The sequence below is a fragment of the Limnohabitans sp. genome (assembly GCF_044361645.1).
Lineage (GTDB): Bacteria > Pseudomonadota > Gammaproteobacteria > Burkholderiales > Burkholderiaceae_C > Limnohabitans_A.
In genome coordinates, this window is record NZ_JBIKIL010000039.1 from 1 (window position 1) to 22948 (window position 22948).

General features: G+C 60.9%; 28 protein-coding genes, 1 pseudogene and 2 riboswitches. Of the genes and pseudogenes, 12 read left to right on the plus strand and 17 right to left on the minus strand.

The annotated features are described in order from the left end of the window. The 5 genes and pseudogenes from ACIQ39_RS07945 to ACIQ39_RS07965 form a co-directional block, all read left to right on the plus strand. Window positions 1–542: pseudogene (locus ACIQ39_RS07945) on the plus strand (glycine dehydrogenase (aminomethyl-transferring)); the annotation flags it as partial. Between the two features lie 140 nt (window positions 543–682). Further along, window positions 683–776, plus strand: a riboswitch (glycine riboswitch). A gap of 21 nt (window positions 777–797) precedes the next feature. Then, a riboswitch (glycine riboswitch) is annotated at window positions 798–903 on the plus strand. A gap of 62 nt (window positions 904–965) precedes the next feature. Next, complete coding sequence (locus ACIQ39_RS07950) at window positions 966–2246, plus strand: D-amino acid dehydrogenase (protein ID WP_396434077.1); 1281 nt, start codon at window positions 966–968, stop codon at window positions 2244–2246. A 27-nt stretch (window positions 2247–2273) separates the two neighbouring features. After that, window positions 2274–3665 carry an L-serine ammonia-lyase gene (locus tag ACIQ39_RS07955; RefSeq protein ID WP_396434078.1) on the plus strand — a complete coding sequence of 464 codons (1392 nt, stop codon included), beginning with the start codon at window positions 2274–2276 and terminating at the stop codon, window positions 3663–3665. Between the two features lie 48 nt (window positions 3666–3713). Then, window positions 3714–4769, plus strand: coding sequence for a threonine aldolase family protein (locus tag ACIQ39_RS07960; protein WP_396434079.1), 1056 nt, complete (start codon window positions 3714–3716; stop codon window positions 4767–4769). 89 nt (window positions 4770–4858) lie between these two features. Further along, a complete protein-coding gene (locus tag ACIQ39_RS07965; protein WP_396434080.1) occupies window positions 4859–5362 on the plus strand; it encodes a GNAT family N-acetyltransferase in 504 nt (167 codons plus the stop codon). Here ACIQ39_RS07965 and ACIQ39_RS07970 read toward each other — a convergent pair. The 5 genes from ACIQ39_RS07970 to ACIQ39_RS07990 all read right to left on the minus strand — a co-directional run bounded on the left by ACIQ39_RS07970 (window position 5322) and on the right by ACIQ39_RS07990 (window position 7742). Beyond that, on the minus strand, window positions 5322–6455 hold the full coding sequence (locus ACIQ39_RS07970; protein ID WP_396434081.1) for a hypothetical protein: 1134 nt from the start codon (window positions 6453–6455) through the stop codon (window positions 5322–5324). The two genes, ACIQ39_RS07965 and ACIQ39_RS07970, sit on opposite strands and share 41 nt — an antisense overlap. Beyond that, complete coding sequence (locus tag ACIQ39_RS07975) at window positions 6452–6766, minus strand: HigA family addiction module antitoxin (RefSeq protein ID WP_396434082.1); 315 nt, start codon at window positions 6764–6766, stop codon at window positions 6452–6454. Before ACIQ39_RS07975 ends, ACIQ39_RS07970 begins: the two co-directional genes overlap by 4 nt. Window positions 6767–6780: 14 nt before the next feature. Continuing rightward, the gene (locus ACIQ39_RS07980; RefSeq protein ID WP_396434083.1) at window positions 6781–7059 is read right to left on the minus strand and encodes a type II toxin-antitoxin system RelE/ParE family toxin; all 279 of its coding nucleotides are present in this window, start codon (window positions 7057–7059) and stop codon (window positions 6781–6783) included. 124 nt (window positions 7060–7183) lie between these two features. Continuing rightward, window positions 7184–7498: a BrnA antitoxin family protein gene (locus tag ACIQ39_RS07985; protein ID WP_396434084.1), complete on the minus strand. Its 315-nt coding sequence runs from the start codon at window positions 7496–7498 to the stop codon at window positions 7184–7186. Then, on the minus strand, window positions 7464–7742 hold the full coding sequence (locus tag ACIQ39_RS07990) for a BrnT family toxin (protein ID WP_396434085.1): 279 nt from the start codon (window positions 7740–7742) through the stop codon (window positions 7464–7466). The genes ACIQ39_RS07985 and ACIQ39_RS07990 overlap by 35 nt, the downstream gene beginning before the upstream one ends. Window positions 7743–7909: 167 nt before the next feature. Between ACIQ39_RS07990 and ACIQ39_RS07995 the strand changes: the two genes are divergently transcribed. After that, window positions 7910–9835, plus strand: coding sequence for a B12-binding domain-containing radical SAM protein (locus ACIQ39_RS07995; protein WP_396434086.1), 1926 nt, complete (start codon window positions 7910–7912; stop codon window positions 9833–9835). 145 nt (window positions 9836–9980) lie between these two features. Here ACIQ39_RS07995 and ACIQ39_RS08000 read toward each other — a convergent pair whose 3' ends face one another. From ACIQ39_RS08000 to ACIQ39_RS08025, 6 genes are all read right to left on the minus strand, one after another. Next, window positions 9981–10613, minus strand: coding sequence for a LysE family translocator (locus ACIQ39_RS08000; protein ID WP_396434087.1), 633 nt, complete (start codon window positions 10611–10613; stop codon window positions 9981–9983). A 76-nt stretch (window positions 10614–10689) separates the two neighbouring features. Continuing rightward, window positions 10690–11385, minus strand: a complete 696-nt coding sequence (locus tag ACIQ39_RS08005; RefSeq protein WP_396434109.1) for an SDR family NAD(P)-dependent oxidoreductase — start codon at window positions 11383–11385, stop codon at window positions 10690–10692. After that, a complete protein-coding gene (locus tag ACIQ39_RS08010) occupies window positions 11385–12161 on the minus strand; it encodes a formylglycine-generating enzyme family protein (protein WP_396434088.1) in 777 nt (258 codons plus the stop codon). The genes ACIQ39_RS08005 and ACIQ39_RS08010 overlap by 1 nt, the downstream gene beginning before the upstream one ends. Further along, window positions 12161–12544 carry a thiol-disulfide oxidoreductase DCC family protein gene (locus ACIQ39_RS08015; RefSeq protein WP_396434089.1) on the minus strand — a complete coding sequence of 128 codons (384 nt, stop codon included), beginning with the start codon at window positions 12542–12544 and terminating at the stop codon, window positions 12161–12163. The genes ACIQ39_RS08010 and ACIQ39_RS08015 overlap by 1 nt, the downstream gene beginning before the upstream one ends. Then, window positions 12541–13182, minus strand: coding sequence for a histidine phosphatase family protein (locus ACIQ39_RS08020; RefSeq protein WP_396434090.1), 642 nt, complete (start codon window positions 13180–13182; stop codon window positions 12541–12543). Before ACIQ39_RS08020 ends, ACIQ39_RS08015 begins: the two co-directional genes overlap by 4 nt. Before the next feature lie 14 nt (window positions 13183–13196). Next, window positions 13197–13853, minus strand: a complete 657-nt coding sequence (locus tag ACIQ39_RS08025) for a DsbA family oxidoreductase (protein ID WP_396434091.1) — start codon at window positions 13851–13853, stop codon at window positions 13197–13199. A 99-nt stretch (window positions 13854–13952) separates the two neighbouring features. On the opposite strand from ACIQ39_RS08025, the gene aroQ reads away from it, so the two are divergent. Next, window positions 13953–14390: a type II 3-dehydroquinate dehydratase gene (aroQ, locus tag ACIQ39_RS08030; RefSeq protein ID WP_396434092.1), complete on the plus strand. Its 438-nt coding sequence runs from the start codon at window positions 13953–13955 to the stop codon at window positions 14388–14390. Between the two features lie 27 nt (window positions 14391–14417). On the opposite strand, the gene ACIQ39_RS08035 is transcribed toward aroQ, so the two are convergent. From ACIQ39_RS08035 to ACIQ39_RS08050, 4 genes are all read right to left on the minus strand, one after another. Then, complete coding sequence (locus tag ACIQ39_RS08035) at window positions 14418–14570, minus strand: hypothetical protein (RefSeq protein WP_396434093.1); 153 nt, start codon at window positions 14568–14570, stop codon at window positions 14418–14420. A 124-nt stretch (window positions 14571–14694) separates the two neighbouring features. Next, a complete protein-coding gene (locus ACIQ39_RS08040; RefSeq protein ID WP_396434094.1) occupies window positions 14695–15330 on the minus strand; it encodes an AAA family ATPase in 636 nt (211 codons plus the stop codon). A gap of 4 nt (window positions 15331–15334) precedes the next feature. Further along, a complete protein-coding gene (locus ACIQ39_RS08045; RefSeq protein ID WP_396434095.1) occupies window positions 15335–15670 on the minus strand; it encodes a hypothetical protein in 336 nt (111 codons plus the stop codon). A gap of 428 nt (window positions 15671–16098) precedes the next feature. Continuing rightward, a complete protein-coding gene (locus tag ACIQ39_RS08050; RefSeq protein WP_396434096.1) occupies window positions 16099–16656 on the minus strand; it encodes a hypothetical protein in 558 nt (185 codons plus the stop codon). 186 nt (window positions 16657–16842) lie between these two features. Here ACIQ39_RS08050 and ACIQ39_RS08055 point away from each other — a divergent pair, with 186 nt between their 5' ends. The 4 genes from ACIQ39_RS08055 to ACIQ39_RS08070 all read left to right on the plus strand — a co-directional run bounded on the left by ACIQ39_RS08055 (window position 16843) and on the right by ACIQ39_RS08070 (window position 20541). After that, complete coding sequence (locus ACIQ39_RS08055) at window positions 16843–18612, plus strand: ATP-binding protein (protein ID WP_396434097.1); 1770 nt, start codon at window positions 16843–16845, stop codon at window positions 18610–18612. Window positions 18613–18667: 55 nt separating this feature from the next. After that, complete coding sequence (locus ACIQ39_RS08060; protein WP_396434098.1) at window positions 18668–19399, plus strand: response regulator transcription factor; 732 nt, start codon at window positions 18668–18670, stop codon at window positions 19397–19399. A gap of 208 nt (window positions 19400–19607) precedes the next feature. Beyond that, window positions 19608–20003: a hypothetical protein gene (locus tag ACIQ39_RS08065; protein ID WP_396434099.1), complete on the plus strand. Its 396-nt coding sequence runs from the start codon at window positions 19608–19610 to the stop codon at window positions 20001–20003. Between the two features lie 76 nt (window positions 20004–20079). Further along, the gene (locus ACIQ39_RS08070) at window positions 20080–20541 is read left to right on the plus strand and encodes an exopolysaccharide biosynthesis protein (protein ID WP_396434100.1); all 462 of its coding nucleotides are present in this window, start codon (window positions 20080–20082) and stop codon (window positions 20539–20541) included. Here the strand turns inward: ACIQ39_RS08070 and ACIQ39_RS08075 are convergent. Together ACIQ39_RS08075 and ACIQ39_RS08080 are read right to left on the minus strand one after the other, a co-directional pair. After that, complete coding sequence (locus tag ACIQ39_RS08075) at window positions 20471–20812, minus strand: HPF/RaiA family ribosome-associated protein (protein WP_396434101.1); 342 nt, start codon at window positions 20810–20812, stop codon at window positions 20471–20473. The two genes, ACIQ39_RS08070 and ACIQ39_RS08075, sit on opposite strands and share 71 nt — an antisense overlap. 59 nt (window positions 20813–20871) lie before the next feature. Continuing rightward, window positions 20872–21225: a hypothetical protein gene (locus ACIQ39_RS08080; RefSeq protein WP_396434102.1), complete on the minus strand. Its 354-nt coding sequence runs from the start codon at window positions 21223–21225 to the stop codon at window positions 20872–20874. A 437-nt stretch (window positions 21226–21662) separates the two neighbouring features. Here ACIQ39_RS08080 and ACIQ39_RS08085 point away from each other — a divergent pair, with 437 nt between their 5' ends. After that, window positions 21663–22940 (plus strand): PQQ-dependent sugar dehydrogenase, encoded by a 1278-nt coding sequence (locus tag ACIQ39_RS08085; RefSeq protein ID WP_396434103.1) that lies wholly within the window; start codon window positions 21663–21665, stop codon window positions 22938–22940. Window positions 22941–22948 lie beyond the last annotated feature (8 nt).

Consider the following 22948-nt stretch of genomic DNA (forward strand, 5'->3'; position numbering starts at 1 on the left):
CCGAGTCGGCGATTTTGGCCGCCAACTACATCAGCAAACGCCTGGCGCCGCACTACCCCACCCTGTACGCCAGCGACAACGGGCATGTGGCGCACGAGTGCATTTTGGATTTGCGCCACTTCAAAGACAGCTGCGGCGTGATGGCCGAAGACGTGGCCAAGCGCCTGATGGACTATGGCTTTCACGCCCCGACCTTGAGCTTCCCGGTGGCCAACACCTTGATGATCGAGCCGACTGAAAGCGAAACCCTGCAAGAGATCGAGCGCTTCATTCAGGCGATGATCGCCATCCGTGAAGAAATTCGTCGGGTGGAAAACGGCAGCTGGCCGCAAGACAACAACCCTTTGAAGCACGCGCCGCACACGGCCGACAGCCTGCTGGGCAGCGAATGGGCCCGGCCCTACAGCCGCGAGGTCGGCGCAGCCCAAGCCCAGCGCGTGCCCGGCAGCGTGAAGTACTGGCCACAAGTGGGCCGTGTCGACAACGTCTACGGTGACCGGAACCTGTTTTGCAGTTGCATTCCGCTTAGCGACTACGCTTGACTTAGCCCTTTCGCGGTCAGAGACCGCTCCTACACCGGACGCTTCACCTTGTGGTGCGCTGACTGGTAGTAGCGGTCTGCAACCGCGATGAATTCATCACCCCAAACCTTCACCACAAAGGACCACACCCTTAAGAACCAACTCCCGCATCGGGAGAGACTGTCCGCCACCGCAGACAGCGCCGAAGGAGCAACCGCCCCGGAAACTCTCAGGCCAAAGGACCGATGCAGGCAGGCTCACATCTCCGGATGCGGAGCCACACACTCTGAAGAGCGATCCAGGTTCGTCACCCGGGTCCACCGCAGGAGCAAGCCCGGCCCACACCGGGTGAATCTCTCAGGTTCCAAACAGAGGGGGTCATGCCGCGCACATCCGGTGCGCAGCATGTCCACCTGTTTGAGACCTTGAAATGAGAGAAGCTTCATGAAAAATCCATTCGTCAAAAAGCACATCGTCATCATCGGCGGCGGCATCACCGGCGTCACCTCCGCTTACGCCTTGGCCCAACAAGGCTTGCAGGTCACCCTGATCGAGAAAAACCGCTACCCCGGCATGGAAACGTCGTTTGCCAACGGCGGCCAGCTGTCGGCCTCGAACGCCGAGGTCTGGACCCACCCGTCCACGATCATCAAGGGCCTGAAATGGATGCTCAAAAAAGACGCGCCGCTCTTGATGAACCCCGCGCCCACTTGGCACAAACTGAGTTGGATGGCCGAGTTCGTGGCGGCGATTCCCCGCTACAAAGACAACACCATCGCCACCACCCAGTTGGCCATCGCCTCGCGCGAGCACCACATGGCCTGGGCCCAGGCCGAGGGCATTGACTTTGACCACAAGGCCAAAGGCATCTTGCACATCTACCGCGACAAAAAAGGCTTTGACCACGCGGGCGAAGTCTCCAAACTATTGGCTCAAGGCGGCCTGGCCCGCCGCGCTGTGACGCCCAGCGAAATGAAAGCCATTGAGCCAACACTGCAAGGCCAGTACCACGGCGGCTATTTCACCGAAAGCGACTCGACGGGCGACATCCACAAGTTCACCTTTGGCCTGGCCAAAGCCTGTGAGCGTTTGGGCGTAAAAATCCTCACCGAACACCAGGTGCTGAATGTTTCTTCTGACGGCGCAAAAGCTACGGTGCAAATCCAGCACCAAGGCCAAACCGAGACCCTGAGTTTTGATGGCATCGTGGTCTGCGCGGGGGTGCATGGCCGGGCTTTGGCTGCGCAGCTGGGCGACCGCTTGAACATCTACCCCGTCAAAGGCTATTCCATCACCGTGGGCCTGAATGACGCCGCCAGCCAGGCCGCCGCACCACAGGTGAGCCTGCTGGACGACGAAACCAAGCTGGTCACCAGCCGTTTGGGTGATGACCGATTCCGCGTGGCGGGCACGGCCGAGTTCAACGGCATCGACCTCAACATCCGCGCCGACCGCATCCAGCCGCTGGTCAACTGGGTGAACCAATGCTTTCCCGGCATCGACACCCGCCGCGTCGTGCCCTGGGCCGGTCTGCGCCCCATGCTGCCCAACATGCTGCCGCGTGTGGGGGCGGGCAAAAAAGCCAATGTGTTCTACAACACCGGCCATGGCCACTTGGGCTGGACACTCTCGGCCATCACGGCGCATCAATTGACGGGGCATGTCGCAGCCTGGGCCGCGCAGCGCACGCACTGCGCCGCGCCCACCCGTTTGGCGCAAGCCTGATCTTCATCTTTTGAAAAAGTACACAACATGGCCATTTCGGTGTTTGACCTTTTCAAAATAGGCATAGGTCCCAGCAGTTCGCACACCGTGGGCCCCATGCGGGCCGCCCACATGTTTGTGCAGCACTTGCTCAAACACGGGCTGCTGGCACACACGGCCCGGGTGGGCTGCAGCCTGCACGGCTCATTGGGAGCCACGGGCAAAGGCCACGGCAGCGACAAGGCGGTGATCTTGGGCCTGTGCGGCCTGGACCCTGAAACCGTGCCCATCGACGACATCGAGCCAAGTTTGGCCCGCATTCGCAGCAGCTGCCGCTTGCCCCTGCTGGGCACACACCCGGTGAACTGGCATGAAAAAACCGACCTGCTGTTCTACCGCCATCAGGCCCTGCCCTTTCATCCCAACGGCATGAAGCTGAGCGCCTGGGACGCCCAGGGCGCGCTGCTGGTCGAGCGCACTTATTACTCGGTCGGCGGCGGCTTTGTCATCACCGAAGAGGTGGCACAAGACGGCGAACGCCAAAAGCGCCTGGCCCCCGACACCACCGTGCTGCCCATCGCGTTTAACAGTGGCGACGCACTGCTGGAGCGCTGCCGCGAACACGGCCTGAGCGTGGCGGGGGTGATGCGGGCCAACGAACGGCATTGGCGCAGCGACGCACAGATCAACCAAGGCCTGCTGCACATTTGGGCCACCATGCAAGCGTGTGTGCAGGCGGGCCAGCTGCGCGACGGCATCTTGCCAGGTGGCTTCCAAATCAAGCGCCGCGCCCCGCAGCTGTTTCGTGACCTGAGCCGTCAAGCTGAAGCAGCGCTGAACGACCCGCTGGCCGTGCTGGACTGGATCAACCTGTATGCGCTGGCGGTGAACGAAGAAAACGCCGCTGGGGGCCGCGTGGTCACCGCCCCCACCAACGGCGCAGCCGGCATCGTGCCCGCCGTGCTGCATTACTACAAGCGCTTTGTGCCAGGCGCAAGCGATGAGGGCGTGCTTGATTTCTTGCTCACGGCTGGCGCGATTGGCATTTTGTACAAAGAAAACGCCAGCATCAGTGGTGCCGAAGTCGGCTGCCAAGGCGAGGTGGGTGTGGCCTGCTCAATGGCCGCCGGGGCATTGTGCGCGGTGTTGGGCGGCACCCCCGAACAGGTAGAAAACGCCGCCGAAATCGGCATGGAGCACCACCTGGGCCTGACCTGTGACCCGGTCGGCGGGCTGGTGCAAATTCCCTGCATCGAACGCAATGCCATTGCCTCGGTCAAGGCGGTGAACGCCGCACGCATGGCCTTGCATGGCGACGGCCGCCATGTGGTGAGCCTGGACAAAGTCATCAAAACCATGCGCGAGACCGGTGCCGACATGAAAACCAAATACAAAGAAACAGCCCGAGGCGGGCTGGCGGTCAACATCGTTGAATGTTGAAACCCCAGCCTCGCGCCGCCCTGCTTGATGCCTCTACCGAAAGACAAGATGAACACCCCACAACAGCAATTTGCCAGCGACAACTACGCGGCCACCTGCCCAGAAGCCCTGCAAGCCCTGCTGGCGGCCAACAACAGCGGCCACGAGCCGGCCTATGGCGATGACCGCTGGACCGAGCGCTCGGGCAACATGCTGCGCGAGCTGTTCGAAATCGATTGCGACATCTACTACGTGTTCAATGGCACGGCCGCCAACTCCCTGGCCCTCGCCGCCATGTGCCAGAGCTACCACTCGGTCATCTGCACACCGGTGGCGCACATCGAAACCGACGAATGCGGTGGGCCGGAGTTTTTCTCCAACGGCTCCAAATTGCTGGTCGCCGAAGGCCTGTCGCCACAAGCCCTGCGCGGCAAGCTCACGCCCGAAGCCATTCAGACGTTGGTGACCAAACGCAGCGACATCCACTACCCTCGGCCCAAAGTCGTGTCCATCACCCAGGCCACCGAGCTGGGCACGGTCTACAGCGTCGACGAAGTCCGTGCCCTGTCCTGGATGGCCCAAAAACACAGTTTGAAAATGCACATGGACGGTGCCCGTTTTGCCAACGCCGTGGCGCACCTGGCCTGCACGCCGGCCGAGATCACATGGAAAGCCGGGGTCGATGTGTTGTGCTTTGGCGGCACCAAAAATGGTCTGCCTGTGGGCGAGGCGGTGGTGTTTTTTGACCGTGCGCTGTCGCAAGACTTTGCCTGGCGGGTCAAGCAAGCCGGGCAATTGGCTTCCAAGATGCGTTTTATTTCTGCGCCCTGGGTGGGCTTGTTGGAACACGACACCTGGCTGCGCAATGCACGCCACGCCAACGCCATGGCGCAGCGCCTGTTTGCAGGCTTGCAGCAGATCCAAGCCGTGCAGGTCTTGCACGAACCCCAGGCCAATGGCGTGTTTGCGCGACTGCCGCCCCCCATGGTGGACGCCCTGCACGCACGTGGCTGGAAGTTCTACCAATTCATCGCAGGCGGCGGCTGCCGCTTCATGTGCGCCTGGGACACCACCGAAGCCTCGGTCGATGCCCTGCTGGCCGACATGCAAAGCCTGAGCGCCTGAGTCAACCCACCCGCCCAGACCGGCTGGCCATCGTGGACAATGTGCAAGAGACCACCCCTGCCGTCACAGACCCCGACCACAAGAGCCCCATGCGCCTGCAAATCCTGCCCGTTGATTACCTCTTACCCGCCCACCGCAACGCCCTGGTGATGCTGCTCGACGCCTACGCCCAAGACCCCATGGGCGGCGGCCAAGCACTGGCCGAAGATGTGAAAGCGCGACTGTGCGACGACCTGGCCGCGCGCACGATTGCTGCCAGCTTCATCGCCTGGTTGGACGATTCGCCTGTGGGCCTGATCAACTGCATCGAGGGCTACTCGACCTTCAAGGCACAAGCCTTGATGAACATCCACGACATCGTTGTCCTGCCCGGCCACCGGGGTGCGGGCGTCGGCCAGGCTTTGCTGGCTGCAGCCGAGCGGCACGCCAAAGACCGGGGCTGCTGCAAGCTGACCTTGGAAGTGCTGACGGGCAACTCGCGGGCTTTGAACAGTTATCTGGGTTTTGGCTTTGAGCCCTACACCCTGGACCCGGCAGCGGGGCAAGCGAGCTTCATGCAGAAGTGGCTTTCGCCAACTGCCACTGCGCTTTGAGCCAGCGCTTGAGTTCAGCGTCGTTCTGAATCCGGCGCAGGTCGGCGGCCAGGCTGTCGGCGCTGTGGCGCTGATCGGCTTGGATGCGCTGCAGTGACTGGCTCAGAGCCGCCTCGTCGGCATCGGCGCGCACCGGCACACACAGCTCGCGGCTCAAGCGGTTTTCCAATTGGTCTAAATCGTCTTCGAGCGCGGCCACCTGCTCCTTGAGCAACAAAGACATGGCGATCAGTTTGTCATCGGTCATCCGTGCTGAGCCAGCCACACTCAGAGAGTTGCCTCGCGTGGCCTGCATTTGCAGGCGCAACAAAGTGCTCAGGTCGTTTTTTTCATAGGCGGCGTTGACCTCGCTCATCAGCGCGGTTTTGCGCAGGCGCTCAGCTTCGTCCGGCTCACGGTCGGGGTGCAGTGCGCTGGCCAGCTGTCGAAAAATCGTGCGGATGGCACTTTTGGCGTCCAGCTCGCGCAGCAGGGCGACTGGCACTTCGCCTTTGGCAGAGGCTGCGCTTTTCTTTTGGGCCTGTTTTTGAGCTTTTCGGGCCGCGCGCTTGGCGGTCTTGCGCTCTTCGTCGGCTTGCTGCTGGCGTTGCCACTGGCGCATGCCGGCTTGCACCATCTCCTCGGGCGTTTGGTATTGACCCGGTTTTTCAATCGGCTGGCCCATCGCTTCTTCGATGCGCTCACGCAGCCGCTGCGCGGCCTCGGCCTGCTCCTGGGCGGCTTCTTGCTCGTCTTCTTCGTTCACATAAATTTCGGCCAGGGCTTGGACCTCTGGGTCATGGCTGGTAGCCAAATGCGCCATCAAACCCCGCACAAGCCCCCGGGCCATGCGCTGCTGGCGCTCTGTGAAGTCTGCGGTTTGCAAGCGTTCATGCACGAAAAGCAAGAGGCTCTTGCGGTGCGCCTGCGACAACTGCACCGACTCGCGCAGGGCCTGAATGTGGGCGTAACGGTGCTGGTCAGACCAGGCCTGCAGGCGCTGGATCTGCCCCGATAGCCGCTCAATCTGGGCCAGCAAGTCGTTGAAGCGCTGTTGTGCGGGGGTGAGTTGGGCGTTCGCCTCAGGATGAAGAACAAGCGCTGACAAACTCAAGAAGACACCACCGAAGAAGGGCTGTAAGGCATGATGGTTTTGAGGATGTTTTTCATCAAGGACTTCTCCGCCACTTTCAAGTCATAGGCCTGTTGCAAATTCAGCCATGACTGGGCATCACCCCCAAAAAATCGGGCCAAACGCAAGGCCGTGTCTGGCGTCACACTGCGACGCTCCAACACGATGTCGTTCATGCGGCTGGGCGTCACGTGCAAGGCTTTGGCCAAGGCATTGACGCTCAAACCTAAGGGTTGCAAATAATCTTCACGCAAAATTTCACCGGGATGAACCGGTCGCATGCCGTTTTTCATGGTTAAACCTGCTTTCAGTGGTAGTCCAAAATTTCAACACCCATCGGACCGTCGGCAGGCCAGGTGAAACAAATTCGCCATTGATCGTTGACGCGGATGCTGTGCTGGCCTGCCCTGTCACCCGACAAGGCTTCCAATCGGTTACCTGGCGGTGATCGCAAAAAGTCAAGGGTCGCAGCACTGTCCAACATCTGCAGTTTCCGTTCAGCCACAGCGCGAATGTTGGTAAAACGCTTGGCTTTTCCCGTCTCAAAAAGTCGGGCTGTATCCAAGCAGTTGAACGAAAGGATCATGTTGTCATTTTATACCGTCAAACGGTAAACCTCACACGCTGTACCCAATCCAGCACCAAACATCCACGACCCCAAGAAGAGGCTTAAGAGCAAGGCAGCTTTGTTGTTACTGGCGTGGCATTGCTTATTTCGCGTGCGCCTTGTGCGCCTCAACGTAAGAGCGCAGAACAGCGTTCATGCGCGACTGGTAGCGCTTGCCGCTGTCTTTGAAAAAATCCAACACCTCGGCATCAATGCGCAAGGTGATTTGCTTTTTGGTGTGCGGCAACTGCTCGGCTGCCTTCATCCAAACCGCATCGAGCCTGGACGGTGCATCGCTGGTGTCGATCTGATCGTCAGGCAAGGCTGCCAACGCCGACAAACGCGACTTTTGCGCTTGCGTCAATGGCGGTGGACGCTGGGGGTCAAGTCGTAGCTTCACGGTATTGTTTTTGCTCATGAGAAAGTGCCTTTCGTGCGGAAATGATGCGAACGGTGTCCCCATGCCTCACGGTATAAACCACGTACAGCACAGACACATAGACTTGACCGATCGTGGCCCAACGGTCTTCACCATGGTCCTCACGCCCGTCGTGACTTTCAAGTCGCCCGACGTCCAGAAAAACCCGCGCAGCGTCTTCAAAAGCAACGCGGTGCTTTTGCAGGTTCAAAGCGGCCTTGGCAGCGTCCCATTCGAATTCCATGCGGGTCTATTGTTGTTGCATTTTGTAGTGACGTCAAGACTGGATTTCAAGCATCATTCGCACCCTGGCTTGCTCAACCGATTTCAACCCGAGACAGAGATGTCCTCTTTTCTGCCATGCAGCGATGTCCGCCGTCGATAATCACTTCAGTTTTAACCTCTCTTCCCATGCCCAGCCCCGCCCAGTTCAAAGTCCTCAGCCTCATCCCGCCGATGACGCAGCTGAACACGCCCTACCCGTCCACGGCTTACCTGACGGGTTTTTTGCGCTCAAAGGGTTTCGATGCGGTGCAAGAGGACTTGGCGCTGGCCACCGTGCTGGCCTTGCTGAACAAAAAAGGCTTGGCCAATTTGCGCGCAGTGGCGCTGGCCTTGCCGGTGGAAGAACGCTCGGGCCCGGTGAACTTCTTTCTGGACCACTTCCACGACTACGCCATCAGCATCGATCCGGTGATCGCTTTTTTGCAAGGCCGCGACAGCACGCTCAGCCACCGCATCGCGGGCCGGGGCTTTTTGCCCGAAGGCCCACGCTTTGCGGCGCTCGACGCTTATGAAGACGACGGCACGGGCGACCCGATTGGCTGGGCTTTTGGCGCTTTGGGTCAAACCGACCGCGCCCGGCACCTGGCCACGTTGTACCTGAACGACCTGGCCGATGTGCTGCGCGATGCGGTGGATGAGGGCTTTGAGTTTGTGCGCTACGCCGAGCGCCTGGCCGCCAGCCAGCCCAGCTTCGATGCACTGGCCGAAGCGCTGGCCCAGCCAGCCAATCTGATCGACACCACGCTGGAAGGCTTGGCCATTCAGTCCATTGAGCGCCACCAGCCCACGCTGGTGCTGCTGTCCGTGCCCTTTCCTGGCTCGGTGTATGCGGCCTTTCGCATCGCCCAGTGCATCCAGCGTTTTCACCCCCACATCCGCATCGCCTTAGGTGGCGGTTTTGTGAACACCGAGCTGCGCGAGCTGAAAGACGCCCGCGTCTTCGACCATGTGGATTTCGTCACGCTCGACAGCGGCGAGCGCCCCTTGCTCAGCCTGATCGAGCACCTGCAAGGCCAGCGCAGCGCCCAGCGCCTGCAGCGCACCTTCATCAAGAGCGACGCAGGTCAGGTGCAGTACATCAACCTGCAAGAGCCAGACATCCCCCTTGAAGATGTGGGCACAGCCACCTGGGATGGCCTGCCGCTCCACCAATACCTGTCGCTGCTCGACATGCTCAACCCCATGAACCGGCTGTGGAGCGACGGGCGCTGGAACAAGCTGACTGTGGCCCATGGTTGCTATTGGAAAAAATGCAGCTTTTGTGATGTGAGCCTGGACTACATCAGCCGCTACGAGACGGCCAGCGCCAGCACCTTGGTCGACCGCATCGAGCAGATCGTGGCCGAGACCGGTCAGACCGGTTTTCACTTTGTGGATGAGGCCGCACCACCCAAAGCGCTCAAGGCTCTGGCCGAAGAACTGCTGCGCCGGGGCGTACAAATTTCTTGGTGGGGCAACATCCGCTTTGAGAAAACCTTCACGCCCGAGCTGTGCGACTTGCTGGCGCAAAGCGGGTGCATTGCCATGTCGGGCGGGCTGGAGGTCGCGTCGGACCGCCTGCTCAGCCTCATGAAAAAAGGCGTCTCGGTCGCGCAGGTGGCGCAAGTGACCAAGGGTTTTGCCGATGCAGGGGTGATGGTGCATGCTTACCTGATGTACGGCTTTCCCACACAGACCGTGCAAGACACGGTGGATGCGCTCGAATACGTGCGCCAGTTGTTCGAAAACGGCTGCATCCACAGCGGATTTTTCCACCGCTTTGTCTGCACCGTGCATTCGCCCGTGGGCCTGAACCCCGATGCCTATGGCGTCACGTTATTGCCCTTACCCCAAGGCACTTTTGCCAAAAACGATGTGGGCTTTGTGGACTCGACCCCCATGCCTGCGGGTGTGGACCATGATCTGCTGGGCCAGGGCCTGAAAAAAGCCATCTACAACTTCATGCACGGCGTGGGGGTTGAAAACGATGTGCGCCAATGGTTTGAGCTGCCCAAGGGGCAATGCCCCAAGCCCACAGTGCCGCGTCAGAAAATTGCACGGGCCTTGCACTGACACCCCTGCTCAAAAACAAGCATTGCGAGCCAGCCCTTCAGGCATGCGGGCCTCAGGGCATGTTCATGGGCTTATCCACTGCTTGGCGCACAATTGACGAAGGAGAGGGTAAACCCCAGCAGGCTACGGCACCACCCTGAAAGCTTCAGCGGCTGGACGCCATCAAAGCGGCAAAGCCCACAAACACAACGCCTGTGACACGGTTGAAGCTTTTCAGCACATGGGCTTGCTGCAAAAAGCGTGACAACTTGTGACCGCTCAGGGCATAGATCAGGTACCAACTGACCTCAATAACGGTGAAGGTGATCAACAAAACCGCAAACTGCAGTCCAGCTGGCCGATCGGCACGAATGAACTGCGGAAAAAATGCCGCTGCAAACACAATGGCCTTGGGATTGCCGGCCGCAACGGCCAGACCCTGGCGGAAATAAGAGCCTGCACTGCGCTGGGTCACCTCGGCCAAACTTGCATGGCCTGGCGGTTCAGATGCGGGCACTCCGGTACGCCACAAGTTGTAGCCCAAGTAAGCCAGATAAGCCGCACCCAGGTAGCGCAGCGCGTCAAACACCTCAGGAAAATTATGTAACAAAGTACCCACCCCTGCCGCTGAAATGCTGACCATACCGATCAGGGCCGTCATGCAGCCCGCCATGGTCCAGATGGCCGGGAGTAATCCAAAACGGGCACCGTGGCTCATCACCAGCAGCATGTTGGGCCCCGGGGTGGCCGATATCACAAAGGTCATCACAACAAACATCCACCACGCCTGCAAACTCATTCCGCCATCCCTGTTTTTAATATGAGTCCAGATTGTCCACCATGCGCAATTCCGCAACAGCGCTCACTTCAATGCATCACCAGGGAATGCACTGCCCCTGATGGTCCACGAACTGCGCGCGTCCGGTGGGCTGCAAAGCATCAAGAACGGACAGCAATCGAGCGGCTGCGTCATCCGGGTGCAGGGCATCCTGCCCCACAAACGGCTGGCTCAAGGCCGATTGCACCGTGCCCGGTTGCAAGGCAGCCACCACCATCAAAGGCCTGCGTCGCGACAACTCAATCGCCGCCGTTTGCAGCAGCATGTTGAGCGCTGCCTTGGCCGCCCGGTAACCGTACCAGCCGCCCTTGCGGTTGTCTTGGATGCTGCCCACCCGCGCCGACAGCTTGCCCCAAATCACCCGCTGGCCGGAGGCCAGCAAGGGCGCGAAGTGCTTGAGCAAGAGGCCAGGGCCCACCGCGTTCAGGTGCAGTGCGTTGAGCAAGTGCGTGGCTTCAAGCTCGTCGAGGCGCTTTTCGGGGCCGCGTCCATTCAGCGTCAAGGCCCCGGTGGCGTCCAGCACCAAATGAAACGGCCCTTGCCCTGCCAAGGCCTGGGCACAGGCCTGGATGCTGGGCTCGCTCAGCAAGTCCAGCCCCGGTGAGCTTTGGCGAGACACCCCCACCACGGCCGCGCAACGCGGGTCGGCTTGGAGTTGTTGCAGCAAGGCCGCGCCAATCGCCCCGGTCGCGCCCACAACCAGCGCCCGGTAGCCCTCAGGCAAAGAGCGCATCATGGCTTGCGCCTGGACGAAGCGGGCACAGCCGGTGCCAAGTCGTACGCACAGCGAAAACCGATGTACACCGCATATAAATCGGCCGGTTTGTAGGCTTGCAAATCGGCCTTCATGTTGAACGCGCCGTACCACCACGATCCCCCCACGGTGCGCCTTTCGTTGCCCCGCGCATCGGTGGTCCACTCCCACACATTGGCCCCCATGTCGAACAAACCATTCACGCCCGCCCGCGTCGCCCCGGCCGGTGCGGCGCGTGGCCAAGGGTCAGGGTCGCTGGTGTTGGCGCCTTGCGGGCTGTCGCCGGTGCTGTAGGGGTAGGTGCGGCCTTTCACCCAGGGCGCGGGGGGCGATTCGCGCAGCTCGGTAAAGCCCGCCTTTTGCCATTCGGCCCCGGTGGGTAAGCGGCCCCCTGCCCAGCGGCAATAAGCCTGCGCCTCGGCAAAGTCCAGGTGCACGGCGGGCAAATCGGCGCTGGCGGCCACACCATCGGGCTTGCGCCACGACCAACCTGGGCGCCGCTCCCAGCCTGCGCCGTACTCAAAACCGCCGCCTTCTTTTTCGGCGCGGGTCACGGTGCCGGTGGCGCGGACATAGCGCTCAAACTGACCGATGCTCACTTCGGTGCGGTCAATCGCCCAGCTGCCCAAAGACAGCTTCTCGCCCACAGGGCTTGGGGCTTGTGCCAGGGCATGGGGCAGTCCCGTCAAACCCAAAACGCCAAGCAGACCCAAGCCAAACACTTTGGGCAAAGCGCCCGACAAACCTCTGGTCATCACGACTTCTCCTCACCCCAACTGCGCCTGACCCACTTTTGCAAAGTGGGTCGCAGCGGCAAAAACAAACGGTAAGCGGCTTCGAACAACCAAGACAGCGGGGGCCAAGCCGACAACCAACCCAGCCAAAGCCACCCCGGAAACATGCGCCACATTTGCGAAAACGCAGCAGCGCCGCTGAACAAGCGGCCTTGGCGGTCGCGCACATGGAAGCGCGCCATGGCCTGCGCGCAGCTGAGCGATGCGCCCAAGTCAGCCCCGGCGCTCACATCCACCCAATCGATGGCGCCCGCCTGGGGCAAACGCCGGTAAATGGCGATCTCGCGTCGGCACATGGGGCAGGAGCCGTCAAAGTACACCGTCAAACTGTGCAGGCCGCTCATGGAGCGAGCTCCGCTCGGGCCAACAAACGGCCTTGGCTGTCCACCAAAAACCCCTCGCCCATGCTGGGGTAGGTTCCGGTCAGGCCGGTCATGATCACTTGGTGGGTGACCCACACCTCGGTGCGCCCCGGGGGCCATCCCCGCAAACGGGCCAACAAGGCCTTTTGCTGCGCAGCCGGATCGCCCTGACCGGCAAAGGTGCTGTTCAATGCGGGCCAGTCTTTAAACTGCCCAAAAGCCAGTCGCGCCGTGTCCTGGCAGCGGCACCACTGGCTGCTCAGCACCGCATCGGGTTGGAAGTTTTGCGCTTGCAGCCAAGCGCCAAAAGCCTGTGAGGCCTGCCTGCCCGCCTCGCTCAAATTGCGTTGCGTGCGGCACTGCCCCAAAGTGAACCCCGCCGGGTCGCCCAGGCCCGCCTCGGTCGCGGCATGGCGAATCAAAAGCGCACCACCCCTTTGCCGCCACAGGCGCAGCAGTTCGGCCGCGGCAGCCTGGCGCTCAGGCTGCGCCTGCACCCCGCCGGGCATGCCCAACAGGGCCAAGGCCGCCGCAGGCCATTGGCCCAAAATTCTGCGCCGTGCAGTGCAGACCCTCGGCGCCTCTTGGTTTGCAGCGGGCCGCTGGGACGGTGGGTTCATGTGCCAGGCCCTGCTCAAGCCACTTCGCCCAAGGCGATGCGCCTGAGCGCCTGCTCGAACACCTCGACCGGCTGGCCACCCGAGATCAAGTGCTTGTCGTTGATGATGACCGCTGGCACCGATCGGATACCCGCCTGGGCGTAAAACTGCTGGCGCTCACGCACCTCGGCGGTGTGGGCATCGCTTTGCAGCACCGCACGGGCCGCCGCCACATCCAGGCCTGCTGCAGCCACACCCGCCAGCAAAACCTCGGTGTCTTCCACGCACTCGGCACGGCCCTGGTAGGCCTGCAAAAAAGCTTTTTTGAGCAGATGCTGCGCCCCAGCACCCTGCCCCTCGGCCCAGTGCAGCAAACGGTGCGCGTTGAAAGTGTTGTAAACCCGGCCACGGCCGCCGGGGTGAAAGGTGAACCCCACCTCGGCCCCGCGTGCGGCAATGGTCTGGCGAATCTGGGTTTGCTGCTCGGGCGTGGAGCCATATTTTTGCGTCAGGTGCTCACCCAAATCTTGCCCACCGGGGGACATGTGCGGGTTCAGCTCAAAGGGCTGAAAGTGCAACTCGGCCTGCACTTGGCCATCTAGCCGCTCCAGCGCTTGCTCGAGCGCCCCCAAACCCACGGCGCACCAGGGGCAGGCAATGTCGGACACAAAATCGATTTTCAAGGGGGTCATGGCGCACTTTCAGTCAGGGCCTGGATCTTGCCGCAAATCACCGACAATCGCTGGCCAGACACCCAATTCCCATGATCCTTCGAGCGATAGAGCCCCACCATGAACATCCTTGTCCTGCACGGCATCAACCTGAACATGTTCGGCAAACGCGACCCGGCCCAGTACGGCACCACCACGCTGGATGAAATCAACACCCAAGTGAGCGCCCTGGGCCTTGAACTGGGTGCGCAGGTCGAGTGCTACCAAACCAACTTTGAAGGCGAAATGGCCGAGCGCATCCACCGCGCCCACGCCGATGGCGTGCACGCCGTGCTCATCAACGCCGGGGCCTGGACGCACTACAGCTACGGCATCCGCGACGCGCTGGCCATCCTCAAGTGCCCCATCATCGAGGTGCACATGTCCAATATCCACGCCCGCGAAGCGTTTCGCCACCACTCGGTGATCGCCGATATCGCCAAAGGCCAAATCGCCGGTTTTGGGGTGGACAGCTACCTGTTGGGCCTGCGCGCAGCGGTGTCGGCGGCGAAGGCTTAACAGGTTCACGGCCAGGCCAGCGCCTGTTCAGGCGCTGCGCTCGCGCGGGGGCTTGCCCCCCCCCTTTTTCTGAATGACCGTTTGCAGTCGCGCCGTCCACACCCCTTGCATCGAGACACCGGCACCGATACGCACCAGGCGGGCCGCAGACATGGATTGAAAAACCAAATTCAAATGCATGGGTCAATTGCTGCGCAGTCGATCCGTGGTGGATGCTGCTTGCCAATCTGGGGATGCCCTTGCAGTGAAAGCTTGTGATGCGGCATCTGCTTCATCGGTCCGGATCAACAAGGTCTGCAGCGGGTCACAGGGGCAGCGGTGGGCGTGGGCCGACAATTTCAAGCTTTTTGGCCCAAACCGGCGGCTTGGACACATGCCAAAACCACGTGCCTTGACGCCATCGGGCCACCAATTTGGGGCCTGATACGCCTTGACGCCCCACGCCCGAGGTGTCGTAGATCAAGGCCAGATCGGCCAGCGGGATGGCTTCTTTCAAATGCTGCAAGCTTCGCGGATAACGCGCCAAAATGCGCTCAGCGGGCACATCGTGCCCGCCCTCCGCCACACGCTGTGCCACACGGGCCAGCAATTGGCGGGGGTCGTTGACGCACACAAGCAACAACACCACAGCAAAGCCTGCCGCGCGCGCATCCCGCATCAAGCCCAGTTTGGATGGGTGCGAGAACACGGTCTCGCTCACAAACGACAAGCCCTGCGCGAGACAAGCAGCGCGCTTCGCATCGGCCCAGGCCCGCGCCTGTGCCGAGCGCGCCTGGCGATCGCTGATGTGCTGCAAGGCCTGGGCTTCGTGCAGGTCTGCGTTCACAAACTCCGCATCGGCGGGCAGCAAACCCGTTGCGACAGCGGAACGGTACAGCGTCGATTTCCCTGCGCCGTTGGGTCCGGCGAGCAAATAAAAAACGGGTTTCAAATGTGGCAAGCGCTCACGCAGCCTTCACCACTTCACGGCGGTTTTTCTGAACAAGCTGCCGCACGGCTTGGACCAAACGCCCCGAGCTTTCAGCGGCCAAAAAGTCAGCTTGCAGCGCGTCCAAAGGGTCAGTGTCCCCTGTTTCCAACTGGCGAACATCGTAGCGCGCGATGGCCTCGCGGGCCTCAAGCACCGTCAAACCCGAGGTCTCGGCAATGCGCCCCAAGGTTGCCCAATACTCTATTTGCCCCGCGACCGAGCGGCGCATGGGCGAGGCCGCTTCGCGGGCCTGGTTGACCAAACCAGAAGACAATTTGACAGATGCAAACGAGGAAGACAATGGGGGCATGAGAATCTCCTTTTGGCGCATTTTGCGCCATAAAGCGACCAAAATGCAAGCCAGCGCTCGCCAACCCTTTTGCGTCAGGTGCAATGCGCCATGCACACCGCCTGTGCCAAGGTGACAAAGGGCCTCACCCATGCCATGGGTCGATGAGGCAACTGATGTTCTCAGGTCCATGCCTGGCGCAACTTGCACGGGTGATGGTCCCGATTTTGTTGTTTTTGTCATCGATGGCTTGTCCTGGGGTCCCGTGTCCGCAAAGGGCGCAGGCCAAGGGCCTCGCGGCGCACGGGGTACCGGGTCTTCGCCCGGGATGAGAAAAAACCTGCCCGGCATGGCAAAAGACGAGGCGGGGTGTGCAAGGCCGTCTGTGCTGAGCATGCTTGAACCACCCCGCGCAACGCGAGCGCAGTCGCGCGACCCGGGCTGCGGGCTCAACTGCCGCTGTAGGGCAAGGACGAATGGTGCAGCACGATGCGCAGTTGGCCCGCATCGTCTTTGACGTACTTCCAAGTTTTGTCCACGGTCGTCACTTTGCCCGCCTTGTCGGTGATCATCACATGGCCCATGCTGCTGGCCGAGTCGCCTGCAATGAATACGGCGGCATTTTTGGCTTCACAGGCGGTCCAGCCTTTGAGGGCGAAGCCGGTGTCTTTGGGGAAGTTGGTATCACCGCCCACAAAATAAGCCAATGCGCCGGCCTTGGTCGTGCGGAAGGTCTGCGGCGCGACGGTCAAGGTCGGCTTGAACAAAACCACCCCCATTTGGTAGCCATAAGCGGCATCAATCACCTTCTCGGCCAATGCCTTGGCTGCTGCAGGGCCTTGGGCGGCTCCCGTGGTGCTGATGTCCACCAAGGCTTTGCACCACGCCGTTTGGGCACTGCGCACCTCGGCCTCGGTGATGGCTTGGTTGACCACCGTCGTGGCATGTGCAGCGCCAGACAGACCCCATAGCGCCAGAGAAACGGCCATCAAGGAATAGGATTTCATGCATTGACTCCAGTCATTCAGAATTAAAAGTTGAACAAAAGAGCATCTGTTTGTCATCAGACGCCCCAAGCAATTGAACGCCAACGCCATGAACCAGACTTGAAGCCCAAATGACACGCCACTGATCGGTGCATTAACAAAAGATGACACCGATGGACAGCAGGCCACGGCGGCGACAATGAACAAATGTTCCGAAGACAACTCAGCGGGGTTTTGCTCGTCTTGGCCGCTTGCATTGTTTTGCAAGGCGTCGGGGCGGTGTTTGCGCTGCGTGAAGCCGAGCGCCAAGTCGTGCGTGGGCGCTTGGCCAGCGACATTCACCAAGGCTTTGTGCAACTCTCAGCCACCAAGCAACACCTGCGCTCGTGGGTGACCCAACACAAAATCGGCGCAGGTGGCGACTTGAGCGTGCGCGATGCCTTGCTGCAAGACATGCAGCGCAACTTGAGCGTATTGGCGCAATTGGCCCAAAAGTCGGCGCTGCTGGGGCTGGATGACCGGGAGAGCCAAGACAACGCCGAACACTTGGCTCGCATGGACGCGGTGCGGGTGCTGGGGCAGAACATTCAAGCCTTGGGCGATGCACTGTCAGAGGTCAAGACCCTGCCCGCCAACATGCCCGCGCGGCTGGGCTGGGACACGCTCACCGAAGTGTTTGAACAATCAGACGGCCGCGATTTGCGCCAACTCATTGAGCAAAGCGTGAACCGCGAAAGCGCTGCCATGGAGCGCGAGCGTCTGGCCGCCGATGCCACCTTGACGCGCATCCATTGGCTCTGGATAGGCATGGCATTGTCTTTGGCTTTGTTGTCTTTGGGTGCCACGGTTTACTTTGCGCGGGCGCTGCGCCGCCCGATTGATGAGCTGGTGCGCGGCGCGCAGATGTTGCGACAAGGTCAGCTGCACCACCGGGTGCCGCTGGACGAGGTGGATGAGTTTTCGGATGTCGCACGCAGCATGAACGCCATGGCGGCCGAACTGGAAAAACACCAGCAACAAGAAACCGAGCAACGCCAGCGGCTGGAAACAGAAGTGCGTGAACGCACCAGCGCCTTGCATGAGGCCAACAAATCGCTGCAGCAAACCGACACGCGCCGACGCCAGCTGCTGGCCGACATCAGCCACGAACTGCGCACGCCCACCACCGCCATCCGGGGCGAAGCCGAGATCACCTTGCGCGGTGGCGAACACCCCACACAGCAGTACCGTGATGCCTTGCAACGCATTGTGGCCACATCGCGTCAACTGGGCTCGGTGATTGACGACTTGTTGGCCATGGCCCGCAGCGACATGGAGACACTGAGCATCGTGCAGCAAAGCTTAGACCTGTCCGAAACACTGACCGATGCCCTGTCGCAAGCCAGCGCCTTGGCGGGGGAACAACACATTCGCATTGACGCGCAGCACATGCCCACAGGCAGGGTGCATGTCATGGGCGATGCCCAGCGTTTGTGCCAATTGTTGCTCTTGCTGCTGGACAACGCCGTGCGGTATTCGCACCCAGCAGGTCGCATCGTCTTGCAGTGGTGGGTGGGCGACGAGACCATGCCCACCTTGGTGCTGCAGGTCAGTGACGAGGGCATTGGCATTCCAGCGGAAGAGCTGCACCAAGTATTTGAGCGGCATTTCAGAGGCGAAAACGCCCGCGTTCACCGCGCTGCAGGCAGTGGTTTGGGGCTGCCCATCGCCAAGGCTTTGGCGCAGGCCCACGGCGGCAGTTTGACGCTGGAGAGCCCGATCGACGAGGCCACGGGCACCGGCACCCGGGTGCAGCTGCGCCTGCCCTTGCTGCCCTGCTCTGCTGCCAGTGCACCGGGGTGTGCGCCGGGTGGTGTGCCAGTTGGTGTGCCAGTTGGTGTGCCAGTTGGTGCGTCAGTTGGTGCGTCAGTTGGTGCGTCAGTTGGTGCGTCAGTTGGTGCGCCGGCTGAATCGAACCCAGCACAGCGTCACCAGTGATGGCACGGCATGCCCAACTTCGGCCGATTGAATGATGCCCAACCAGAGCCCCACCATGAACATCATCCTGATCGAAGATGACCCACGCATTGCAGATTTTTTGCAGCGCGGCCTGAAAGCCGAAGGCCTGCAGGTACAGCTGGCCGCCACCGGCCCGCAGGGCCTGGCCTTGGTGCAAGACACGGCCCGGCAAAACAACGCATGCCCCGTGCCCACCGTGGTGGTGCTCGACTTGATGCTGCCGGGCATGAATGGCCTGGACATCTGCCAAATTCTGCGCGCCCAAGGCGTGCCCTTTCCGATCTTGATGCTGACCGCCTTGAGCGCCCTAGAGGACCGCGTGGCGGGACTGCGCATGGGCGCTGACGATTACCTGTGCAAGCCCTTTGAATTTGAAGAACTTTTGGCCCGGCTAGAGGCCCTGGGCCGGCGCACACAGGGCTTGAGCTCTGCGCGCCCCAGTCAACTGCAGGTGGCCGACATCGTGCTCGACCGCGACAGCATGCGGGCCAGCCGAGCGGGCGAGGCCCTGAACCTGACTGCGCGAGAGTTGGCCTTGCTGGAACTTTTGATGAGTGCACCCGGTCGGCTGTTCAGCCGCGAGCGCATTTTGTCCAGCGTCTGGGGTCTGAACGAAGACCCACTGACCAACGTGGTGGATGTCTACATCCGGCGTTTGCGCAGCAAGATCGACGATGGCCGGGCCTGCCCTTTGATCCAAACCATGCGCGGTTTGGGCTACCGCTTGGAGGCACCCGCAGACCCGGGGTTGGCCACACCTCTTTGAGCAATTCGCACCGAACGCGCCTTGTAAAGATTCGTAGTTTTAAGAATTTAAATCAACAATTTTCTCGTTTTTTAGATGCCTTCAAAAAGCTAAGGTCGCCCTACTTTGATTTAACTTTTGAAAGTCTGCGCATGCAAACCTCAACCCATCGGCTCGCGAACGCCCACTGTTGGCATGGATCTGCAAGCCAGCCAATAGGCCATCTCTCATGAAGGCGCTCGTTTGGGTGGTGTTTGTGATTTTGGTGGCGTTCTGGACGGGCTTGGTGGCCCTCACAGAGCAGCTGAGCCAGTGGCTGCTGGCCAGCATGGCCACCGGTCAAGTCGGCGAGTTGGCCGCTATTCCCGACCAATGGCCTGTGCCCGCATGGCTTGGTTTGTGGGTAGACACCGAATGGCTCAAAAGCATGCAAGAGGCCGGGCTTGGCCTGGTGCAATGGTTGACCCAAGTCATGCCCTCGGCTGACGGACTCATGCGCTGGATTTCACCCTTGCTGTGGTTGTGTTGGGGCTTGGGCACCATTTTCTTGTGGGTGTGCGCGGCAGCGGCTCACTGGCTTTTGGGCAAACGCCTGACACCAGGGCGTCAAAGTGATGGGCTGTAAGTTTTAGACCGGCACAACGCGCCCGCATCTCACGGTGCCTGGCCCAACCCTGATAAAAACCCGGATGAAAACCCGGATGAAAACCCAACTTGCACGGCGTCTGCGCGAAGCGGCCACACATCAACACACCGGTGCCAACACCACCGATCTGCGACTGAGCTTGCAAGATTTGCTGCGCTTGCGCGGTGACGCCTCGGCTGCCGTGCTTTTGATGCTGTTGGCAGTGCTGTGCGTTGTGCCTGTTGCGGGCGCTGGCAATGTGCTGCGCTTTGGCTTTTGGGCGCTGGCCTGGTCTTGGTGGAGACAAAACGACACTTTCAGTCTGCCCACACGCCCAGGCCAGGTGACGCTCAATGAACGCTGGAGCGGCAGGTGTTTGCATAATTTGGCTTGGCTTTACGAACTCAGCAAGCGATGGCGGCGGCCACGCTGGACCTTGGTGCTGCTGAACGAGCAAGGGCACCCCATCAATCAGGGGCGGGCCCAGTTTGGTGCAAATCACTGCTTTGTCGGCCCAGCTCGGTTTCGAGCAAACTGACCAGCTTGTCAGATGCTGCTTGTACCGCCTGAGTCAAAGTGGCTGCATGCGCTGTGCTGGCCACAGGTTGCCGACCCTGCAAGCGGGCTTCAAGCATGCAGCGTTGGTCGCGTACACCAGTTTTGGCACCGTTTTCATCGGCCAAATGCACCTCGACCCGTGTGATTTTGTGTTTGAAATAACGCAAAGCGTGTTCGACCGAGGCACGCACTTGTTCGGCCATGCGCGCATCGCCTGGGGTGCTGTGGTCGGTGTTGATTTGAATCTGCATGGGCCAGCCTTTGAAAGATGAATAAAAAGCGCGAATGGGGTGGTGTCGTGCAAGAGGGCTCAGTGTCGCAGCACAGCTGCCAGCCCGGTTTGGGTCGGCATGCTGGAGGCGGCCAGCACCCCAACAGCGCCGCCTTTGCTTTGCACCAATTCGGCCAGTTGGCCGAGCATGTCATTGGCCTGTGAGCCGCTCACGTCAGCGCCGCTCACCTGCCCTGTCGCACCGTACAAAAGCCCCGGCAGCAAGCGCTCAGACTCGATCAGCAAGCTGGCCACGCGGCCCAAAGCGGCTGCTTGTGCGGCGTCTTGCAAACTGTCGCAAGCCACCTGGTGTGACTTGGTCAACGCATGAAAAGGGGCCAGCAAGTCTTGCACCTTGGCGGGTGGATAGCTGGGGCTCAAAGAAGCCTCCAAGGCTTGAATCCCTGTTTGAATTGGCCCAAGTCTTGGCGATTGTCAGGGTGGCTTCGGTGCGTCGGCTGAAACAGCGACAGGCAAGGTGGGCGGGCCAACGCACTCAGTTCTTTCAGGGCATCGTGACTCAATGTGTGCATGCGCATCGTCTCCAAAAGTTGACCGGATGTCTCGACCCCCGTGGTTTTGCTTACCCGCTCCAGCCATCCTCGCAGCTTGCGCTGCTGAGCTCGGTGCGTTGACACACCGATGCTGGCGCCCATGCGGCCAAGAGCACGCCAGGCGCGACAGGGTGCGTGGTGATGGGCCGCCCGCCCAAACAGTCCGCAGCATTCGCGCTCTTGTGGGTGATTGACAAAATTCAAATGTCTTACTTAAAAACAAATGGCTTGATTTTTTATTGAATTGAGCCATTAATGAAACAAAAGAGACCCCGCATGAACAAGTTACTGATCGCCGCCCTTCCCCTGGCTTTGGCAGCATGTGCCACAGGACCCGCTTATTCACCCTCAGCCGCCTCGGGCGCTGCACCCAATCTGACCCATTCGGTGGTTTTGACCAAATTAGACAGCCCGTGGGACATGGCGTTTTTGCCCAACGGCACCATGTTTTTCACCGAAAAATGCCTGGGCCTGTCGGTGCGCAAACCCGATGGTGCGGTGGTCAAGCTGCTGGGCATGAAAGACGCCCAAGGCTACGCTGCCAGCGCCAGCGATTTGTTTTGTGAAGGCCAAGCCGGCATGGCAGGCGTGGCCGTGGACCCCAACTTTGCCAGCAACCGCTTCATTTACGTGTACTCCAGCTCGAGCTTGACCGCGCCTGGCAGCAACCGCGTCATGCGCATGAAAGTCAACGATGCGGTCACTGCGGTGACTGACCGCACCGACATCGTCACAGACATCCCCTACAAACCCCGCGCCAGCGACCACCCTTTTGGCGGCCCAGGTGCACACAACGGTGGTCGCTTGCGCTTTAGCCCAGGTGATGGCTTTTTGTATGTGACCACAGGTGACACGCACAACGGCGCAGGGCCCATCAGCCCCACCCTGTTGGCGGGTAAAGTCTTGCGCATCGACCGCGATGGCAAAGCCGCTCCAGCCAATGGCGCACCTGCGGGCTTTGACCCACGGATCTACACCTACGGCCACCGCAACCCCCAGGGCCTGAGCTTCCGGCCCGGCACCAACCAAGCTTTCACTGCCGAAAACGGCCCTTGGCACTCTGACGAAGTCACGGCCTTGGTGCCCGGTGGCAATGCCGGTTGGGACCCTCGCCCGAACATGGCCGGACGCGGTGCGTGCCCCGACAACTACTGCGGCTACAGCCCCAACCAAATGGGTGCCATGGACCCCAAACAGCGCGCAGCCTTCATGCCCATGACAGACACCACGACCTACCCCAACGCCATGAAGCCGGCCTGGAACAACGACGGTCTGTCGCAAGGCATGTTTGGCGCCACGTTTTTAAGTGGCCCGCAATGGAAGGGCTGGGACGGCCAGATGATTGTGGGTTTGACGGGCATCGGCATCCACGGCACGCCCGTGGGCAACCGCTTGGACTTGCTCAACATTGCAGCCCATGGCACATCGGCCACCCGCACCACGGTCAACCTGCCGATGCCTGCCGCACGCTTTCGTTCGGTGGTACAGGGGCCTGATGGCAACCTGTATGTGGCCGTGGACGAAGGCACGATTTCGCGCCTGACCCCCAACTGATGGCCACA

Excerpts from the sequence above, each read along its gene's own strand:
- ACIQ39_RS08070 (WP_396434100.1), top strand. The coding sequence starts at position 20,080 with ATGAAAACCCAACTTGCACGGCGTCTGCGCGAAGCGGCCACACATCAA.
- ACIQ39_RS07960 (WP_396434079.1), top strand. The coding sequence starts at position 3,714 with ATGAACACCCCACAACAGCAATTTGCCAGCGACAACTACGCGGCCACC.
- aroQ (WP_396434092.1), top strand. The coding sequence starts at position 13,953 with ATGAACATCCTTGTCCTGCACGGCATCAACCTGAACATGTTCGGCAAA.
- ACIQ39_RS07990 (WP_396434085.1), bottom strand. The coding sequence starts at position 7,742 with ATGGAATTCGAATGGGACGCTGCCAAGGCCGCTTTGAACCTGCAAAAG.
- ACIQ39_RS07955 (WP_396434078.1), top strand. The coding sequence starts at position 2,274 with ATGGCCATTTCGGTGTTTGACCTTTTCAAAATAGGCATAGGTCCCAGC.
- ACIQ39_RS07965 (WP_396434080.1), top strand. The coding sequence starts at position 4,859 with ATGCGCCTGCAAATCCTGCCCGTTGATTACCTCTTACCCGCCCACCGC.
- ACIQ39_RS07995 (WP_396434086.1), top strand. The coding sequence starts at position 7,910 with ATGCCCAGCCCCGCCCAGTTCAAAGTCCTCAGCCTCATCCCGCCGATG.
- ACIQ39_RS08000 (WP_396434087.1), bottom strand. The coding sequence starts at position 10,613 with ATGAGTTTGCAGGCGTGGTGGATGTTTGTTGTGATGACCTTTGTGATA.
- ACIQ39_RS07975 (WP_396434082.1), bottom strand. The coding sequence starts at position 6,766 with ATGAAAAACGGCATGCGACCGGTTCATCCCGGTGAAATTTTGCGTGAA.
- ACIQ39_RS07950 (WP_396434077.1), top strand. The coding sequence starts at position 966 with ATGAAAAATCCATTCGTCAAAAAGCACATCGTCATCATCGGCGGCGGC.
- ACIQ39_RS08045 (WP_396434095.1), bottom strand. The coding sequence starts at position 15,670 with ATGCCCCCATTGTCTTCCTCGTTTGCATCTGTCAAATTGTCTTCTGGT.
- ACIQ39_RS08065 (WP_396434099.1), top strand. The coding sequence starts at position 19,608 with ATGAAGGCGCTCGTTTGGGTGGTGTTTGTGATTTTGGTGGCGTTCTGG.
- ACIQ39_RS08055 (WP_396434097.1), top strand. The coding sequence starts at position 16,843 with ATGTTCCGAAGACAACTCAGCGGGGTTTTGCTCGTCTTGGCCGCTTGC.
- ACIQ39_RS08060 (WP_396434098.1), top strand. The coding sequence starts at position 18,668 with ATGAACATCATCCTGATCGAAGATGACCCACGCATTGCAGATTTTTTG.
- ACIQ39_RS07980 (WP_396434083.1), bottom strand. The coding sequence starts at position 7,059 with ATGATCCTTTCGTTCAACTGCTTGGATACAGCCCGACTTTTTGAGACG.
- ACIQ39_RS08075 (WP_396434101.1), bottom strand. The coding sequence starts at position 20,812 with ATGCAGATTCAAATCAACACCGACCACAGCACCCCAGGCGATGCGCGC.
- ACIQ39_RS08010 (WP_396434088.1), bottom strand. The coding sequence starts at position 12,161 with ATGACCAGAGGTTTGTCGGGCGCTTTGCCCAAAGTGTTTGGCTTGGGT.
- ACIQ39_RS08085 (WP_396434103.1), top strand. The coding sequence starts at position 21,663 with ATGAACAAGTTACTGATCGCCGCCCTTCCCCTGGCTTTGGCAGCATGT.
- ACIQ39_RS07985 (WP_396434084.1), bottom strand. The coding sequence starts at position 7,498 with ATGAGCAAAAACAATACCGTGAAGCTACGACTTGACCCCCAGCGTCCA.
- ACIQ39_RS08005 (WP_396434109.1), bottom strand. The coding sequence starts at position 11,385 with ATGCGCTCTTTGCCTGAGGGCTACCGGGCGCTGGTTGTGGGCGCGACC.
- ACIQ39_RS08035 (WP_396434093.1), bottom strand. The coding sequence starts at position 14,570 with ATGCATTTGAATTTGGTTTTTCAATCCATGTCTGCGGCCCGCCTGGTG.
- ACIQ39_RS08015 (WP_396434089.1), bottom strand. The coding sequence starts at position 12,544 with ATGAGCGGCCTGCACAGTTTGACGGTGTACTTTGACGGCTCCTGCCCC.
- ACIQ39_RS08025 (WP_396434091.1), bottom strand. The coding sequence starts at position 13,853 with ATGACCCCCTTGAAAATCGATTTTGTGTCCGACATTGCCTGCCCCTGG.
- ACIQ39_RS08050 (WP_396434096.1), bottom strand. The coding sequence starts at position 16,656 with ATGAAATCCTATTCCTTGATGGCCGTTTCTCTGGCGCTATGGGGTCTG.
- ACIQ39_RS08020 (WP_396434090.1), bottom strand. The coding sequence starts at position 13,182 with ATGAACCCACCGTCCCAGCGGCCCGCTGCAAACCAAGAGGCGCCGAGG.